16 protein-coding genes are annotated in these 15,514 nt (G+C 73.2%); 11 read left to right on the top strand and 5 right to left on the bottom strand.

Features of this window, described 5'->3' with window-relative positions; all coding sequences use genetic code 11:
* Positions 1-34 precede the first annotated feature (34 nt).
* Positions 35-1,831: a long-chain fatty acid--CoA ligase gene (locus KV205_RS02395; RefSeq protein WP_265861714.1), complete on the bottom strand. Its 1,797-nt coding sequence runs from the start codon at positions 1,829-1,831 to the stop codon at positions 35-37.
* 258 nt (positions 1,832-2,089) lie between these two features.
* On the opposite strand from KV205_RS02395, the gene KV205_RS02390 reads away from it, so the two are divergent.
* From KV205_RS02390 to KV205_RS02365, 6 genes are all read left to right on the top strand, one after another.
* Positions 2,090-2,857, top strand: a complete 768-nt coding sequence (locus tag KV205_RS02390; RefSeq protein WP_265861713.1) for a metallophosphoesterase — start codon at positions 2,090-2,092, stop codon at positions 2,855-2,857.
* Between the two features lie 69 nt (positions 2,858-2,926).
* The gene (locus tag KV205_RS02385) at positions 2,927-3,370 is read left to right on the top strand and encodes an SRPBCC family protein (RefSeq protein WP_265861711.1); all 444 of its coding nucleotides are present in this window, start codon (positions 2,927-2,929) and stop codon (positions 3,368-3,370) included.
* A gap of 57 nt (positions 3,371-3,427) precedes the next feature.
* Entirely contained in the window at positions 3,428-4,561 is a 1,134-nt protein-coding gene (locus KV205_RS02380; RefSeq protein ID WP_265861710.1) for an ArsA family ATPase, read from the top strand.
* A 62-nt stretch (positions 4,562-4,623) separates the two neighbouring features.
* Complete coding sequence (locus KV205_RS02375) at positions 4,624-5,097, top strand: DUF5304 domain-containing protein (protein WP_265861709.1); 474 nt, start codon at positions 4,624-4,626, stop codon at positions 5,095-5,097.
* 66 nt (positions 5,098-5,163) lie between these two features.
* The gene (locus KV205_RS02370; protein WP_265861706.1) at positions 5,164-6,105 is read left to right on the top strand and encodes an ROK family glucokinase; all 942 of its coding nucleotides are present in this window, start codon (positions 5,164-5,166) and stop codon (positions 6,103-6,105) included.
* Between the two features lie 72 nt (positions 6,106-6,177).
* Complete coding sequence (locus KV205_RS02365) at positions 6,178-6,921, top strand: endonuclease/exonuclease/phosphatase family protein (protein WP_265861705.1); 744 nt, start codon at positions 6,178-6,180, stop codon at positions 6,919-6,921.
* A gap of 8 nt (positions 6,922-6,929) precedes the next feature.
* On the opposite strand, the gene KV205_RS02360 is transcribed toward KV205_RS02365, so the two are convergent.
* Together KV205_RS02360 and KV205_RS02355 are read right to left on the bottom strand one after the other, a co-directional pair.
* Positions 6,930-7,616: a hypothetical protein gene (locus KV205_RS02360; protein WP_265861703.1), complete on the bottom strand. Its 687-nt coding sequence runs from the start codon at positions 7,614-7,616 to the stop codon at positions 6,930-6,932.
* The gene (locus tag KV205_RS02355) at positions 7,609-8,400 is read right to left on the bottom strand and encodes a carboxylesterase (RefSeq protein ID WP_265861701.1); all 792 of its coding nucleotides are present in this window, start codon (positions 8,398-8,400) and stop codon (positions 7,609-7,611) included. The genes KV205_RS02360 and KV205_RS02355 overlap by 8 nt, the downstream gene beginning before the upstream one ends.
* A 197-nt stretch (positions 8,401-8,597) precedes the next feature.
* On the opposite strand from KV205_RS02355, the gene KV205_RS02350 reads away from it, so the two are divergent.
* The 5 genes from KV205_RS02350 (at position 8,598) to KV205_RS02330 (ending at position 13,439) form a co-directional block, all read left to right on the top strand.
* Entirely contained in the window at positions 8,598-9,329 is a 732-nt protein-coding gene (locus tag KV205_RS02350; RefSeq protein WP_374214599.1) for a lysophospholipid acyltransferase family protein, read from the top strand.
* 35 nt (positions 9,330-9,364) lie between these two features.
* Positions 9,365-10,594, top strand: a complete 1,230-nt coding sequence (gene macS / locus KV205_RS02345; RefSeq protein ID WP_265861699.1) for a MacS family sensor histidine kinase — start codon at positions 9,365-9,367, stop codon at positions 10,592-10,594.
* Between the two features lie 38 nt (positions 10,595-10,632).
* On the top strand, positions 10,633-11,280 hold the full coding sequence (locus KV205_RS02340; RefSeq protein ID WP_265861909.1) for a response regulator transcription factor: 648 nt from the start codon (positions 10,633-10,635) through the stop codon (positions 11,278-11,280).
* Positions 11,281-11,382: 102 nt separating this feature from the next.
* Positions 11,383-12,372, top strand: a complete 990-nt coding sequence (locus KV205_RS02335) for an ATP-dependent 6-phosphofructokinase (RefSeq protein WP_265861697.1) — start codon at positions 11,383-11,385, stop codon at positions 12,370-12,372.
* Positions 12,373-12,440: 68 nt separating this feature from the next.
* Positions 12,441-13,439, top strand: coding sequence for a 2-hydroxyacid dehydrogenase (locus KV205_RS02330; RefSeq protein WP_265861696.1), 999 nt, complete (start codon positions 12,441-12,443; stop codon positions 13,437-13,439).
* Between the two features lie 5 nt (positions 13,440-13,444).
* Here KV205_RS02330 and KV205_RS02325 read toward each other — a convergent pair whose 3' ends face one another.
* Both KV205_RS02325 and KV205_RS36485 read right to left on the bottom strand, forming a co-directional pair.
* A complete protein-coding gene (locus tag KV205_RS02325; RefSeq protein WP_265861694.1) occupies positions 13,445-15,328 on the bottom strand; it encodes an anthranilate synthase family protein in 1,884 nt (627 codons plus the stop codon).
* A 103-nt stretch (positions 15,329-15,431) separates the two neighbouring features.
* Entirely contained in the window at positions 15,432-15,488 is a 57-nt protein-coding gene (locus KV205_RS36485; RefSeq protein ID WP_101392327.1) for a trp operon leader peptide, read from the bottom strand.
* Positions 15,489-15,514 lie beyond the last annotated feature (26 nt).

Here is a 15,514-nt window from a genome sequence, read left to right as displayed (position 1 = left end):
AGGGGCGTTCCGAACGACCGTCAGGCGCGAACCGTCAGGCGCTGTAGATCGCCTCGATCTCGTCGGCGAAGTCCTTCGCCACGACATTGCGCTTCAGCTTCAGCGACGGGGTGATGTGCCCCGCCTCCTCCGTGAACTGCGCGGACAGGATACGGAACTTCCGCACCGACTCCGCCTTCGAGACCGCCGCGTTGCCGTCGTCGATCGCGCGCTGGATCTCCGCGTTCAGCTCCGGGTCCTCGCGCAGCGAGGCCGCGGTCGAGCCGGCCGGCTTGCCGTGCTCGGCCGCCCAGCGGCCCAGGAACTCCTCGTCGACCGTCACGAGCGCGCCCACGAACGGGCGTCCGTCGCCGACCACCATGCACTCCGCGACCAGCGCGTGCGCCCGGATCCGGTCCTCGATGACCGCCGGGGCGACGTTCTTGCCGCCCGCCGTCACCAGGATCTCCTTCTTCCGGCCGGTGATCGCGAGGTAGCCGTCCTCGTCGAGCGTGCCGATGTCACCGGTGTGGAACCAGCCGTCCGCCAGCGCCTCGGCGGTCGCCGCCTCGTTGTTCCAGTAGCCGGAGAAGATGTGCTCGCCGTGCAGCAGCACCTCGCCGTCGTCGGCGATCCGCACCACCGAGCCCGGCAGCGGCTGGCCGACCGTGCCGATCTTCTGCCGGTCCCACGGGTTGAACGCGGTCGCCGCGCAGGACTCCGTCAGGCCGTAGCCCTCCAGGACCGTGAAGCCGATGCCGCGGAAGAAGTGCCCGAGCCGCTCGCCCAGCGGCGCGCCGCCGGAGATCGCGTACTCGCCGCGCCCGCCGAGCACCGCCCGCAGCTTGCTGAAGACCAGCTTGTCGAAGACCTTGTGCTTGAGCTTCAGGCCGAACGACGGGCCCTGCGGGGTGCTCAGCGCCCGGCTGTAGGCGATCGCCGTGTGCGCGGCCTTGTCGAAGATCTTGCCCTTGCCGTCGGCCTGCGCCTTCGCCCGGGCCGAGTTGTAGACCTTCTCGAAGACCCGCGGGACGCCCAGGATCAGCGTCGGCCTGAAGGCAGCCAGCTCGTCGGTGAGGTTCTTGATGTCGGGCAGACAGCCCAGCTTGATCGGCGCCATGACGGAGGCGACCTCGACGAGCCGGCCGAAGACGTGCGCGGCCGGCAGGAACAGCAGCACCGAGCACTCGCCCGTGCGGAACAGCGGCTTCAGCCGCTCGACCACGTTGCCGCACTCGGCGAAGAACGCCCGGTGGGTCAGCACACAGCCCTTGGGGCGGCCGGTGGTGCCCGAGGTGTAGACGATCGTCGCCGGGTCGTCCGCGTTCGCCGACGACATCCGCTGGTCGAGCAGCTCGTCCGAGACGTCCGCGCCGTCCGCGGTCAGCCGCGCCACCGCGTCGTCCTCGATCTGCAGCACGGCCTTGAGGCCCGGCAGGCCCGCCCGCACCGACTCCACCGAGGCCTGGTGCGCCGGGCTCTCCACCAGCGCCAGGGAGGCGCCGGAGTCGCCGAGGATCCACTGGATCTGCTCGGGCGAGCTGGTCTCGTACACCGGCACGGTCACCGCGCCCGCGCTCCAGATGGCGAAGTCGAGCAGCACCCACTCGTAGCGGGTGCGGGACAGCAGGGCGACCCGGTCGCCCGGCTCGACGCCGGCCGCGATCAGGCCCTTCGCCGCCCCCCGTACCTCGGCGAGGAACTGCTTGGCGGAGACGTCCGTCCAGACGCCCGCGACCTTGCGCCCCATGACGGCGACATCTGGGTGCTGGGAGGCGTTGCGGCGGATGAGATCCGTCAGGTTGCCGTCCGTGGGGACCTCGTACAGGGCCGGAAGGCTGAACTCGCGCAAGACTGCTGCTCCTCATCGGGCTCCGGCGCCACGGCTCTGTGTGATGCACCGGTGCGGTCCATGATCGGGCAGGTGCTCGGTGGGGGACGAGCACGACTGTGGACTGCCCGGACGTTACCCATCAGTACACAGTTCCCGATAGGGGGTCCGGGGCAGATGTTCCATGCGTCACACGAGCACGGCCGTTCTGGGCGCAGAGTAGTCGACCGCTTTCCCGACTCCCAAGTAACCGCAGGTCCGACGCCCTAGGGTGAGTCCATGAGGATCAATGTGGTGAGCGACGTGCACGGCAACACGGGAGCCCTCGCCAAGGCGGGGGAGGGCGCCGACGCCCTGATATGCCTCGGGGACCTGGTCCTCTTCCTCGACTACGCCGACCACTCCCGGGGCATCTTCCCCGACCTCTTCGGCGTCGAGAACGCCGACCGGCTCGTCGAGCTGCGCACCGCCCGCCGCTTCGACGAGGCCCGTGACCTGGGCCGCCGGCTCTGGGGCGAGCTCGGCATCGACCGCGCCACCGCGATCGAGTCCGCCGTCCGCCGCCAGTACGCGGAGATGTTCGCCGCCCTGCCCGCGCCCACGTACGCCACCTACGGCAACGTCGACATCCCCGGCCTCTGGTCCGAGTACGCCGGCCCCGGCACCACCGTCCTCGACGGCGAGCGGGCCGAGCTCGGCGGCCTGGTCTTCGGCTTCGTCGGCGGCGGACTGCGCACGCCCATGCGCACGCCGTACGAGATCTCCGACGAGGAGTACGCGGCCAAGGTCGAGGCCCTCGGCGAGGTCGACGTGCTCTGCTCGCACATTCCGCCGGACCTGCCCGAGCTCACGTACGACACCGTCGCCCGCCGCTTCGAGCGCGGCAGCCGCGCCCTCCTCGACGCGATCCGCCGCACCCGCCCCCGCTACGCCCTCTTCGGCCACGTCCACCAGCCGCTGGTCCGCCGCATGCGGGTCGGCGCGACCGAGTGCGTGAACGTCGGCCACTTCGCGGCGACCGGACGCCCGTGGACCCTGGAGTGGTGACGGCCCCGTGATGACGGCGCGATAGCCTTCGGGCAGATACGGATCGCGTCCATACGAGGAGCCCCCGCGATGGCGGAACACACCAGCTCGAGCATCACCATCGAGGCGGCCCCGGCCGAGGTCATGAGCGTCATCGCCGACTTCGCCCGCTACCCCGAGTGGACGGGCGAGGTGAAGGAGGCCGAGGTCCTGTCGACGGACCCGGCCGGCCGCGCGGAGAAGGTCCGCCTGCTCCTCGACGCGGGCGCGATCAAGGACGACCACACCCTCGCGTACACCTGGACCGGCGACAACGAGGTCTCCTGGACCCTCGTCAAGTCCCAGATGCTCCGCTCCCTCGACGGCTCCTACCGCCTGGCCCCGGCCGCCGGCGGCGCCGCCACCGAGGTCACCTACCAGCTGACCGTCGACGTCAAGATCCCCATGCTCGGCATGATCAAGCGCAAGGCGGAGAAGGTCATCATCGACCGCGCCCTGGCTGGCCTGAAGAAGCGGGTCGAGTCCGGGAAGTAGCGGGCACCGCCCCGGCCCGCGACGAAGCGCGGAGCGCACCGCCGGTACCGTCGGGCCATGCGGATCATTCTTGTGACCGGGAACGGCGGCGCCGGGCGGACCTCCGTGGCCGTCGGGACCGCGCTCGCCGAGGCCCGTGGCGGGCGACGCGTGCTGCTGGTGTCGGCGGAGGCGGGGGACCTGGGCGACCTGGGGCCCGGTGGGCCGGAGGTGCTCGTGCCCGACCCCGCCACCGACTTCCGCCGCGAGTTCCTCGCCTTCCAGGCCCGCTCCAGCACCGCGCTCGACCTCCTCGGGGCCGCGCCCTTCGAGGACGCGGAGCTCACCGAGCTGCCCGGCAGCGGGCAGGTCGCGATGCTGCGGGCGATCCGGGACGCGGCCGCCGGGGACTGGGACCTGGTCCTGGTCGAGCTGCCGCCGGTCCGCGAGGCGCTCGCGCTGCTCGCCCTGCCCGCCCAGCTGCGCCGCTATCTGCGCCGGCTGCTGCCGCCCGAGCGCCAGGCCGCCCGGGCGCTGCGCCCGATGCTCGCCCAGCTCGCCGGCGTACCGCTGCCCGCGCAGTGGCTGTACGAGACCACCGCCCGCTGGGAGGCCGAGCTGGCCGCCGTCCAGGACGTCGTCGACTCCCCGGACACCGCCGTACGCCTCGTCGTCGAACCCGGACCCGCCGCCGAGGACGCCCTGCGCACCGCCCGGCTCGGCCTCGCCCTCCAGGGCCTCGCCCTCGACGGCCTCGTCGCCAACCGGGTGCTGCCCGCCGACTCGCCCGACCCCTGGTTCGCCGCCCTCGCCGCCGAGCAGCACCGGCACCTCGCCGCGCTCCGCGAGGCCCGCCCCGAGCTGCACGAGCTGCCGCACCTCGGGCGCGACCCGCGCGGCGCCGAGGACCTGGCCCTGCTCGCGGTGCCGGTCGGCGAACCGGCCGCCCCCGCCGAGTGGACCGTCGAGGACCGCCGCGAGGCGGACGGCATCCTGGTCTGGCACGTCCCGCTGCCCGGCGCCGTCAAGGGCGCGCTCTCGCTCGTCCGCCGCGGGGACGAACTCCTCCTCGCCGTCGGCCCGTTCCGCCGCGCCGTACCGCTGCCGCCGGTGCTGCGCCGCTGCACCGTCACCGGCGCCGGACTCGTCGACGGCGACCTGCGGATCCGGTTCGCCCCGGACCCCGGACTGTGGCCGAGGACCGCTCCCTGACCCGTACCGGGGCGTCTCCGGGGCGTGTACCGTCGACCGTAGAAGCCCCTAAGGAGTACGCCATGAGCGATTCGGACGCCTGGGCCCGGGCCTGCGCCGAAGACCTGGAGGCCGAGAAGGCCCGCCGCCGCGCCACCCGCGGGGAGGAGCCCGGCAGCCCGGCCGAGGAGTTCCGCAAGCTCTTCGACGCCGTCGCCGACAAGCTCTCCGGCCTCGGCGGCCCGCTCGCCGGGCCCGCCGCCGGGCAGGCGGCCGCGACCGTCAAGGAGGTCGTCAACCAGGCGAAGGCGCTCGTCGAGCCCGTCATCGAGCGCAACCCGCAGGTCTTCGACCACCTCGCCGCCGCCGGCAACGAACTGCTCGCCGCGTACCGCTCCGCCGTCCAGGGCCAGGAGGCCAGCTGGACCCGAGGCGACACCCAGCAGGCCACCGGCGCGGCACCGGCCGCCGAACCGAAGGCCGAACCGGGCAAGGACAAGCCCGGCGACGGGCCCGACGAGGCCCCCGGCGGCGGCCAGCACATCGACCTGGACTGATCGGGAGGAGCGCCCTCCTCGGGTACGGTGGGCCTTAGCGGGGCTCGACCGAAAACTGAGGGACACATGGGACTCACCATCGGCGTCGACATCGGCGGCACGAAGATCGCGGCCGGCGTGGTCGACGAGGAGGGCAACATCCTCGACACCCACACCGTGCCCACCCCGCCGACCCCCGAGGGCATCGTCGACGCCATCTGCGCCGCGGTCTCCGAGGCCGGCAAGGGGTACCAGATCGAGGCCGTCGGCATCGGAGCCGCGGGCTACGTCGACGACAAGCGCGCCACCGTCCTCTTCGCGCCGAACATCGACTGGCGGCACGAGCCGCTGAAGGACAAGGTCGAGCAGCGGGTCGGCCTCCCCGTCGTGGTCGAGAACGACGCCAACGCGGCCGCCTGGGGCGAGTACCGCTTCGGCGCCGGCCAGGGCCACGAGGACGTCATCTGCATCACGCTCGGCACCGGCCTCGGCGGCGGCATCATCATCGGCAACAAGCTGCGCCGCGGACGCTTCGGCGTGGCCGCCGAGTTCGGCCACATCCGGGTCGTCCCGGACGGACTGCTGTGCGGCTGCGGCAGCCAGGGCTGCTGGGAGCAGTACGCCTCCGGGCGCGCCCTCGTGCGCTACGCCAAGCAGCGCGCCGCCGCCACCCCCGAGAACGCCGCGGTGCTCCTCGGGCTCGGCGACGGCACCCCGGACGGCATCCAGGGCAAGCACGTCAGCGAGGCCGCCCGCGCGGGCGACAAGGTCGCGATCGACTCCTTCCGCGAGCTCGCCCGCTGGGCCGGCGCCGGCCTCGCGGACCTCGCCTCGCTGTTCGACCCCTCCGCCTTCATCGTCGGCGGCGGCGTCTCCGACGAGGGCGAGCTGGTCCTCGACCCGATCCGCAAGTCCTTCCGGCGCTGGCTGATCGGCGGCCAGTGGCGGCCGCACGCGCAGGTGCTCGCGGCGCAGCTCGGCAACAAGGCCGGTCTGGTCGGCGCGGCGGACCTGGCCCGCCAGGGCTGAGCGTCCACTCGTTCGTGCGCGTGCCCGCCGTGCCCTCTGGGGCGCGGCGGGCACGGCGTTTATGTTGACCGCATGGCGATCAGTGAGCTGCCCAACTCCCGTACCGAGCCCGATGGTTCGGCCGTCGTCCGGATCCTCTCCTACAACGTGCGCTCGCTGCGGGACGACGAGGACGCGCTCGCCCGGGTGATCCGGGCCTGCGCCCCCGACCTCGTGTGCGTCCAAGAGGCGCCGCGCTTCTTCCGCTGGCGCAAGCACGCGGCCCGGCTGGCCGCGAAGAGCGACCTGGTCGTGCTCGGCGGCGGCGCCACCGCCGCCGGACCGCTGCTGCTGTGCTCGCTGCGGGCCACCGTGGAGCACACCGAGGACGTCCTGCTCCCGCTCACCCCCGGCCTGCACCGCCGCGGCCTCGCCACCGCCGTGGTCCGGCTCGGCGGCGCCCGGCTCGGCGTGATCAGCTGCCACCTCAGCCTGTCCGAGCGGGAGCGGTACGCGCAGGCGGGTCTGGTCCTCGACCGGGTGGCCACGCTCGGCACGCCGTACGCGATCGTCGCCGGCGACCTCAACGAGCGCCCCGGCGGCCCGGCCTGGACCCGCCTGACCAAGGAGCTCCAGGACGGCCACGCGACCGCCCCCTGGGGCACCACCCCCACCTTCCCGGCCCCCGCCCCCGACCGCCGCATCGACGCGGTCCTCGCCACCCCGGGCGTCGAGTTCCTCGCCTGCGGCGTCCCGACGGGCCTGGACCGCGCCGACCTCCACACGGCGACGGACCACCTGCCGGTCTTGGCGGTGGTCCGTGTGCCGGCCTGCTGACGGGGGAGCTACACCACCGCGCCCCGGCCAGGGTCGTCGGAGCCGTCGTCGTCCTCGTCGTCGCCCTTCATCCGGGCCACCAGGGTCACGAAGCCGCCCAGGAAGCCGCCCACGCACAGTGTGGTGAGCCACCAGGTCATGTCCCACTGGAGGAGGACGGCGAGCAGCATCAGGACCGGGCCGCCGACCACCGCGAGCCAGGCGAACTTGGTGGTGGTGTCGGCCTCCGGGAGCGGCGGGGGCTCCGGCGGGATGAAGTGGCCCTCGTCGGCGCCGGACGCGCCGTCGCCGTCCGCCGGCTCGTCGGGGTCGGCCAGCGAGTAGTCGCGCGGGCCGCCGCCGAGGCGTACACCGGGGGCGAAGACGATCGACGAGCCGAGGGCCGGCGCGTCACCCGGCTCCTCCGGCTCCTCCTTCTCGTCCTCCGGCGGCTGCGGCCTGCGGAACTTGTCCGGCTTCTCCGCCGGAGCCGTGGTCGCCGCCCCGGCCGGCGCCGCGGGCTCCTCGTCCTCCGGCAGGTCCGGCAGCGCCAGGTCCTCCACCGGACGGAACGGGTGCGAACCGGGGGTCCCCCCGGCGAAGCCGGGGGGCGGGTCCGCCGGCTCCTCGCCGTACCCCGCGACGATCGCGGCCCACGCCGCCTCCTCGTCGATGGGCTGCGGCTCCCGCTCGCCGCCGTCCTGCTGCTCAGCCACCGCTCGCGACTCCCCTCTCCCCGATCTCCCCGAGCAGCTCCGGGGCGAGCCGGGTGACGAACGCCCAGCTCTCCTCGAAAATCCGCTCCGCATCGTGGTCCAACGTCGCCACGTGGTAGCTCTGTTCCAGCACGATCTCCGTCACGTCCGTGGACGAGATCCGGCTGAGGATCCGCGCCGAGTCGGCCGGCGGCACGACATGGTCCTGCGGGCTGTGCAGCAGCACCACCGGCTGCGTGACCTGCGGCAGCTCGCCGTCGACCGTCTGGAAGAAGCGCCGCAGCGAGTGCGCCGCGTGCAGCGGCACCCGGTCGTAGCCCACCTCGGCCACGCCGGCCTTGGCGATGTCGCTCGCGATGCCCTTGGTGGAGGGCACGAAGTGCCGGGCGACCGGCAGCGCGTACGCTGCCAGCCCGTGCACCTTGTTGCCCGGGTTGACGAGCACGATGCCGCTGATCGCGTCGCCGTGCCGCGCCGCGAGCCGCAGCGTCAGCGCGCCGCCCATCGACAGGCCCATGACGAAGACCCGCTCGCAGCGCGCGGTCAGCTCGCGCAGCTCGCGGTCCACCTCCGCGTACCAGTCGTGCCAGGTGGTGAGCTGCATGTCCTGCCAACGGGTGCCGTGCCCGGGCAGCAGCGGCAGCGCCACCGTCAGTCCGCGCCCGGCCAGGTACTCGGCCCAGGGGCGCAGCGACTGCGGGGACCCGGTGAATCCGTGGCAGAGGAGGACGCCGACCTCTCCGCCCTCGTGGCGGTAGGGCTCGGCTCCAGGAAGGACCGGCACGGGGTCTCCTGTTCGGGGTTCGAGGACGAAAAGGGGAAGGCTTTCACCGTACGCGACCGGACCGACACCGACCAGGTCCGCAGCACGAAGGTCCGTCCGCACGAAGGGGGCCACGAGGAGCGCGGGATCGGGGGGAGAACGGGATAAGGTCGCCTTGACGGGCACACGGAAGGCATGGCGAGTTGATCTACGGCGCAATGAAGTTCTCCCTCGGGGGGTCCCTGAAGCTCGCCTTCAGGCCCTGGGTCGAGGGCATCGAGAACATTCCCGCCGAGGGGCCGGCGATCCTCGCGAGCAACCACCTGTCGTTCTCCGACTCCTTCTTCCTGCCCGCCGTGCTCGACCGCAAGGTGACCTTCATCGCCAAGGCCGAGTACTTCACCACCCCGGGCGTCAAGGGCCGGCTGACGGCCGCCTTCTTCAAGGGCGTCGGGCAGCTCCCGGTCGACCGATCCGGCGCCCGCGGCGCCGGCGAGGCCGCGATCAAGGCCGGCATCGAGGTCATCGAGGGCGGCGGTCTGTTCGGCATCTACCCCGAGGGCACCCGCTCGCCCGACGGGCGGCTGTACCGCGGCAAGCCCGGCGGTCTCGCCCGGATCGCGCTTGCCACCGGCGCGCCGGTGATCCCGGTCGCCATGATCGACACCGAGAAGATCCAGCCGCCCGGCAAGGTGCTGCCCAAGCTGATGCGTCCGGGCATCCGGATCGGCAAGCCGCTCGACTTCAGCCGCTACCGCGGCATGGAGGGCGACCGCTTCATCCTGCGCTCGGTGACCGACGAGGTCATGTACGAGATCATGAAGCTGTCCGGCCAGGAGTACGTGGACATCTACGCGACGGCCGCGAAGCGGCAGCTCGCGGAGGCCGAGAAGGCCGCCAAGGAGGCCGTCAAGGCCGAGATCGCGGCACGGGAAGAGTCCGGCGCCTGACCCTGCGAGGGGGGCGCCCGGGGGTGGTGGGGAAGATGGCCAGGCGCGAACGGGTCGTGCGGATGTCGGTCGAGCAGCCGCTGTGGCGCGCGCTCACCGGCTACCGCGTGCTCACCATGGTGTACGCGGTGCTGCTCGGCGTCTTCGGCTGGCACCGCTTCGAGCGGCCCTGGGTCGCCGGCGCCTTCTTCGCCGTGATGTGCGTGTGGACCCTGGCCACCCTGCCGCAGGTGTCCGGCGCGATCCGCTGCACCAAGCGCTTCCTGGCCGTCGACCTCGCCGTCGCGCTCACCGGCATCCTGCTCACCCCGGTCGCCGACGTGCAGGCGCAGACCGTGGACGGGCCCACCCTGCCGTCCATCTGGGCCGCCGGCGTGGCCCTCGCGTACGCCATCAAGGGCGGCTGGCGCTGGGCGGCCTTCGCCTCCTCGCTGATAGCCGCCGCCAACCTGGTCGCGCGCGGCGAACCCAGCCTCGACACCCTGCACAACGTGCTCCTGGTGTGGGTGGCCTCGGTCGCCGTCGGCTACATCGTCGAGGTCGCCCGCGCCTCCGAGCGCACCCTCGCCCGGGCCCTGGAGATCGAGGCCGCCACCCGCGAACGCGAGCGGCTCGCCCGCGACATCCACGACAGCGTGCTCCAGGTCCTCGCCATGGTGCAGCGCCGCGGCACCGCGCTCGGCGGCGAGGCGGCCGAGCTGGGCCGGATGGCCGGCGAGCAGGAGGTCGCGCTGCGCACCCTGGTGGCCGGCGGCCTCACCCGCCGCTCGCACCTCTCCGAGGACGAGTCGGAGGGCGCCGTCGTCCGGCTCGTGGAGGAGCCGGAGGACCTGGCGGACGACGTGGACGTCGATCTGCGCACCCTGCTCGCCCCGCGGGCCGGCGCCAGGGTCACCCTCTCCGACCCCGGCACCCCCGTCCCGCTGCCCGCCCCGGCCGCCCGCGAGCTGGCCGCCGCCGTCGGCGCCGCCCTCGACAACGTACGGGTGCACGCGGGCGACGGGGCCCGGGCCTGGATCCTGGTCGAGGACTGGGGCGACGAGGTCATCGTGACCGTACGGGACGACGGCCCCGGCATCCCCGAGGGCCGGCTCGTGCAGGCCGAGGGCGAGGGCCGGATGGGCGTCGCCCTGTCCATCCGGGGCAGACTGCGGGATCTCGGCGGCACCGCCGAACTGATCTCCGTGCCCGGACAGGGCACCGAAGTGGAACTGAAGGTCCCGCGCACGCCGCGCGAGCGACGGGGGAAGGCAGGAGCGAAGTGAGCGAGCAGCAGGTGGACGGGCAGCGGCCGGTCAGGGTGATGGTCGTCGACGACCACCCGATGTGGCGGGACGCGGTCGCCCGCGACCTCGCCGAGGCCGGCCTCGACGTGGTGGCCACCGCCGGGGACGGCGAGCAGGCGGTACGCCGGGCCGCCGCGGTCGACCCGGACGTGCTGGTCCTCGACCTGAACCTGCCCCTCAAGCCGGGCGTCCAGGTCTGCAAGGAACTGGTCGGCGCCAACCCGCGGCTGCGGGTCCTCGTCCTCTCGGCGAGCGGCGAGCACGCCGACGTCCTGGAGGCCGTGAAGTCCGGCGCCACCGGCTATCTGCTGAAGTCGGCCAGCACCGAGGAACTGATCGACGCGGTGCGCCGCACCGCCGTCGGCGACCCGGTCTTCACTCCGGGCCTGGCCGGTCTGGTCCTGGGCGAGTACCGCCGGCTCGCCTCCGAGCCCGCCCCGGCGCCCGGCGCCGACGAGCCCAAGGCCCCGCAGCTCACCGAGCGGGAGACCGAGGTGCTGCGGCTGGTCGCCAAGGGCCTCAGCTACAAGCAGATCGCCGAGCGCCTGGTCATCTCGCACCGCACGGTGCAGAACCACGTGCAGAACACCCTCGGCAAGCTCCAGCTGCACAACCGGGTCGAGCTGGTCCGTTACGCCATCGAGCGCGGCCTCGACGACGCCTGACCGACAAGGGCGGGCGATTCACCCGCGTCGCCGTGCCGGTGTGACCCGGGTCACCACTAGCGTGAGCCGCACCCCCCCACGTACGGCGAAGGAGTGCGGCCCATGCGCGTCGGTGTGCTGACCGGCGGAGGCGACTGCCCCGGGCTCAACGCGGTGATCCGTGCGGTCGTCCGCAAGGGCGAGCAGGAGTACGGCTGGCGCTTCACCGGCTTCCGGGACGGCTGGCGCGGAGCCGTCGACGGCGACACCGAGCCCCTGGACGTACGGGCCGTGCGCGGCATCCTGCCGCGCGGCGGCACCGTCCTCGGCTCGTCCCGCACCGACCCCTTCGCCGCCGCAGACGGGGTGCGCCGGATCCGCGAGAACCTGGCCAAGCACCGGATCGACGCCCTGGTCGCGATCGGCGGCCGGGGCACCCTCGGGCACGCCGCGCGGCTGCACGCCGAGCACGGACTGCCCGTCGTCGGCGTCCCCAAGACCATCGACAACGACCTCTCGGCCACCGACTGGACCTTCGGCTTCGACACCGCCGTCGGCATCGCCACCGAGGCCATCGACCGCCTCCACACCACCGCCGACTCGCACCGCCGGGTCCTCGTCGTCGAGGTCATGGGCCGGCACACCGGCTGGATCGCGCTGCACGCCGGGCTCGCCGGCGGCGCCAACGTGATCCTCGTGCCCGAGCAGCGCTTCGACCTCGACCAGGTGCTCGCCTGGGTCGCGGCCCGCTTCCGCGCCACCTACGCCCCGATCCTGGTCGTCGCCGAGGGCGCCCGGCCGCGCGCCGGCGGCCCGGCGCAGGGCTCGGTGGGGGAGTGGCTGGCCGCCGAGATCGAGCGGCGCACCGGCAAGGAGGCCCGCACCACCGTGCTCGGGCATGTGCAGCGCGGCGGCAGCCCGAGCGCCTTCGACCGCTGGCTGGCCACCCGCTTCGGGCTCCACGCCGTCGACGCCGTACGGGACGGGGAGTACGGGACGATGGTCGCCCTGCGCGGTACGGAGGTGGTGCGGGTGCCGCTGGCCGCCGCGACCGCGCGCCTGAAGACGGTGGACCCGGCGCTGTACGCGGAGGCGGGGGTGTTCTTCGGCTGAGCGGCCGGGCGGGCGAGCGTATATTCGCCCTTGATTCGGACGAAACCGGCACATCCCTGGAGGGGCCCGTGGAGATCCTGGCATTCGGCGTGCAGGCGGACGAGAAGCCGCTGATCGAGAAGGCCTTCGCAGGACACCACGAGGTCCGCTGCCTGGACGTCTTCCTCACCGAGGACACCGCGCCCATCGCCGCCGGCTACGAGATCGTCTCCACCAGCGTCAACGCCGTCCTCGACCACCGGGTGCTGCAGACCCTCGCGGCCGGCGGCACCCAGCTGATCGCCCAGCGCTCCACCGGCTTCAACAACATCGACCTCGACGTGGCCGAACGGCTCGGCCTCACCGTCGCCCGCGTCTCGTACTACTCGCCCTACTCCGTCGCCGAGTTCGCCTGGACCCTCGCGATGGCGGTCAACCGGCGCATCGTCCGGGCCTCCAACCGCACCCGAGACTTCGACTTCCGGCTCGATGGGCTGATGGGCCGCGACCTGCGCGGCCGCACCGTCGGCGTCCTCGGCACCGGCAAGATCGGCGAGGCGTTCACCCGGATCGCCCACGGCTTCGGCATGAGGCTGCTCGGCTGGGACATCGCCGTGAACCCGGCCTGCGCCGAACTCGGCATGACGTACACCGACAAGGAACGTCTCTTCGCCGAGGCCGACCTGATCAGCCTGCACGTGCCGCTGCTGCCGGACACCCACCACATCGTCGACGCCGCCGCGCTGCGCTCGATGAAGGACGACGCGATCCTGGTGAACTCCAGCCGCGGCGGCCTCATCGACACCGAGGCCCTGGTCGGCGAACTGCGCGCCGGCCGCTTCTCCGGGGTGGGCCTCGACGTGTACGAGGCGGAGGCCGGGCTCTTCTTCCTCGACAAGTCCCTGGCGGGCATCGAGGACGACACCCTGGCCCGCCTGGTGACCTTCCCGAACGTGGTGGTCACCTCGCACCAGGCGTACTACACGGCCGACGCGGTGGGCCAGATCATCGACACCACGGTCCAGAACGTCCTCGACCACCTCGCCGGGAGGCGCAGCGAGAACGTCCTGGTCCCGCGGATCCCGTAGCACCGTCAGACGAGCACGCCCGCGAGCAGCGAGGCGGTCACCGCCGCCCCGTCCATCGTCAGGACCGACTCCGGGTGGAACTGCACCCCGGCGAAGCCCGGGCCGCGCAGCGCGTGCACCTCGTCCGACGCGGCGTCCCGGCTCACCTCGATCCGGTGCAGCGCCAGTTCGGTCGCCGTCCGGTCGTCGCAGCGCGCCGTGAAACTGTTGTAGAAGCCGACCGTCTGCTCCTGCCCGAACAGGTCGATCCGCACCTGCGCGCCCTGGAACGGTGTCCGCTTCCGGACGATCTCCAGGCCCAGTTCTGCCGCGATCAGCTCGTGGCCCAGGCAGACGCCGAGCAGACCGTGCCGGTGCTCCCGCAGCAGCTCCGCCGTGAGCCCGCGCAGGAAGCGCATCTTCGGGTCGGCCGCGTCCTGCGGGTCGCCGGGACCCGGGCCCAGGACGACCGGGCCCTCGTGGGCGAGGGCGAGCTCGCGCAGGCCCGGCTCGTCGTAGCGGAGCACCGAGACCTCCAGGCCCGAGGAGCGCAGCAGATGCGCGAGCATCGCGGTGAAGGTGTCCTCGGCGTCGATGACGAGCGCGTGGCCGGACAGCTCCGCCGAGCGCACCTGCATCTTCAGCCAGAACGGCGCCAGGTCGGCCCGCCGCGCGTCGAGCGCCGCCCGCACCCGCGGGTCCTCGGCGAGCCGGGCCGGCACCGCGCCCTCCGCGCGCGGCCGCCCCTCCCGTACCCCCAACGCCGCCAGCACGCCCGCCGCCTTGGCGTGCGTCTCGGCGACCTCGCCCGCCGGGTCGGAGTGCCGCACCAGCGTGGCGCCGACCGGCACCCGCAGGGTGCCCTCCGCGTCGATGTCGGCGGTACGGATGAGGATGGGGGAGTCCAGGGTCTGCGCGCCGTTCTCGTCGGTGCCGAGCAGGGCGAGCGCGCCCGCGTAGTAGCCGCGCCCGCCGACCTCGTGGCGCTCGATCACCCGGCAGGCGTTCTGCAGCGGGGAGCCGGTGACGGTGGCCGCGAACATCGTCTCGCGCAGCACCTCGCGCACATCGAGCGAGGACCGGCCGCGCAGCTCGTACTCGGTGTGGGCGAGGTGCGCCATCTCCTTCAGGCGCGGTCCGATCACCACCCCGCCCCGGTCGCCGACCGTGCACATCATCTTCAGCTCCTCGTCGACCACCATCGACAGCTCCTCGGTCTCCTTGCGGTCGGCCAGGAACGCGAGCAGGTCCTCGGGGGTCGGCGCGGTGCCCGCCGGGTAGCGGTAGGTGCCGCTGATCGGGTTCATCACGACCGTCCCGCCGGACATCCGGACGTGCACCTCCGGGCTGGCGCCGACCAGGGTGCGCTCCCCGGTATGCACGACGAAGGTCCAGTACGCGCCCCGCTCGCCCGCGAGCAGCCGCCGGAACAGGGCGAGCGCGTCGGCCCGTCCGAAGCCGGGGATCGCGCCGGTGAAGGTGCGGCGGATGACGAAGTTGGCGCCCTCGCCGGACCCGATCTCCTCGTCGATGACCCGGCGCACGATCCGCCCGTACTCCTCGTCGGAGACGTCGAAGCCGCCGCCCTCGACCTTCACGTCATGGGCCGGGAGCCGGTCGAGGGCCTCGGCGAGCGGCAGCTCGTACGCCTCGTCGGCGACGAGCACGGACAGCGGGGTCCCGTCGTCGCGCACGTCGAAGCCGCGCTCGCGGATCTGCCGGAAGGGTACGAGCGCGAGCGTCGGCCGCTCGCCCACCGGCAGCTCGGCGAGCCGCTCGGCCTCGTGCACCCGGCCGATCAGCACCTCGACGGTGTCGTGGTCGCGGCCGGGGGTGCGCCGGCGCAGCAGTGCGAAGGGCGGGCAGGAGTCGTCGAGGAGACGGGAGAGGACCGTGGGATCGGTGTCCATGAGCGGGTGGTTCCTTCCGTGGGAGTCGGAGAGGAACGGCCTCGCGGGTACGAGAAAGGCCGCCCCTCGGGCGGCCTTCGCGTGTGTCTCGGTGTACGCGCAGTCAGTGGGCCGCCGGATGAGCGGTCCACCACCAGTTCTGGTTCGAGTGCGCGAACATGCGAGCACTGTAGCCCAGCCCGGCCC

It is taken from the genome of Streptomyces sp. SKN60 (assembly GCF_026236535.1).
Lineage (GTDB): Bacteria > Actinomycetota > Actinomycetes > Streptomycetales > Streptomycetaceae > Streptomyces.
Note: the sequence above shows the minus strand (reverse complement) of the source record. Positions and strands in the feature narration are given on the sequence as shown.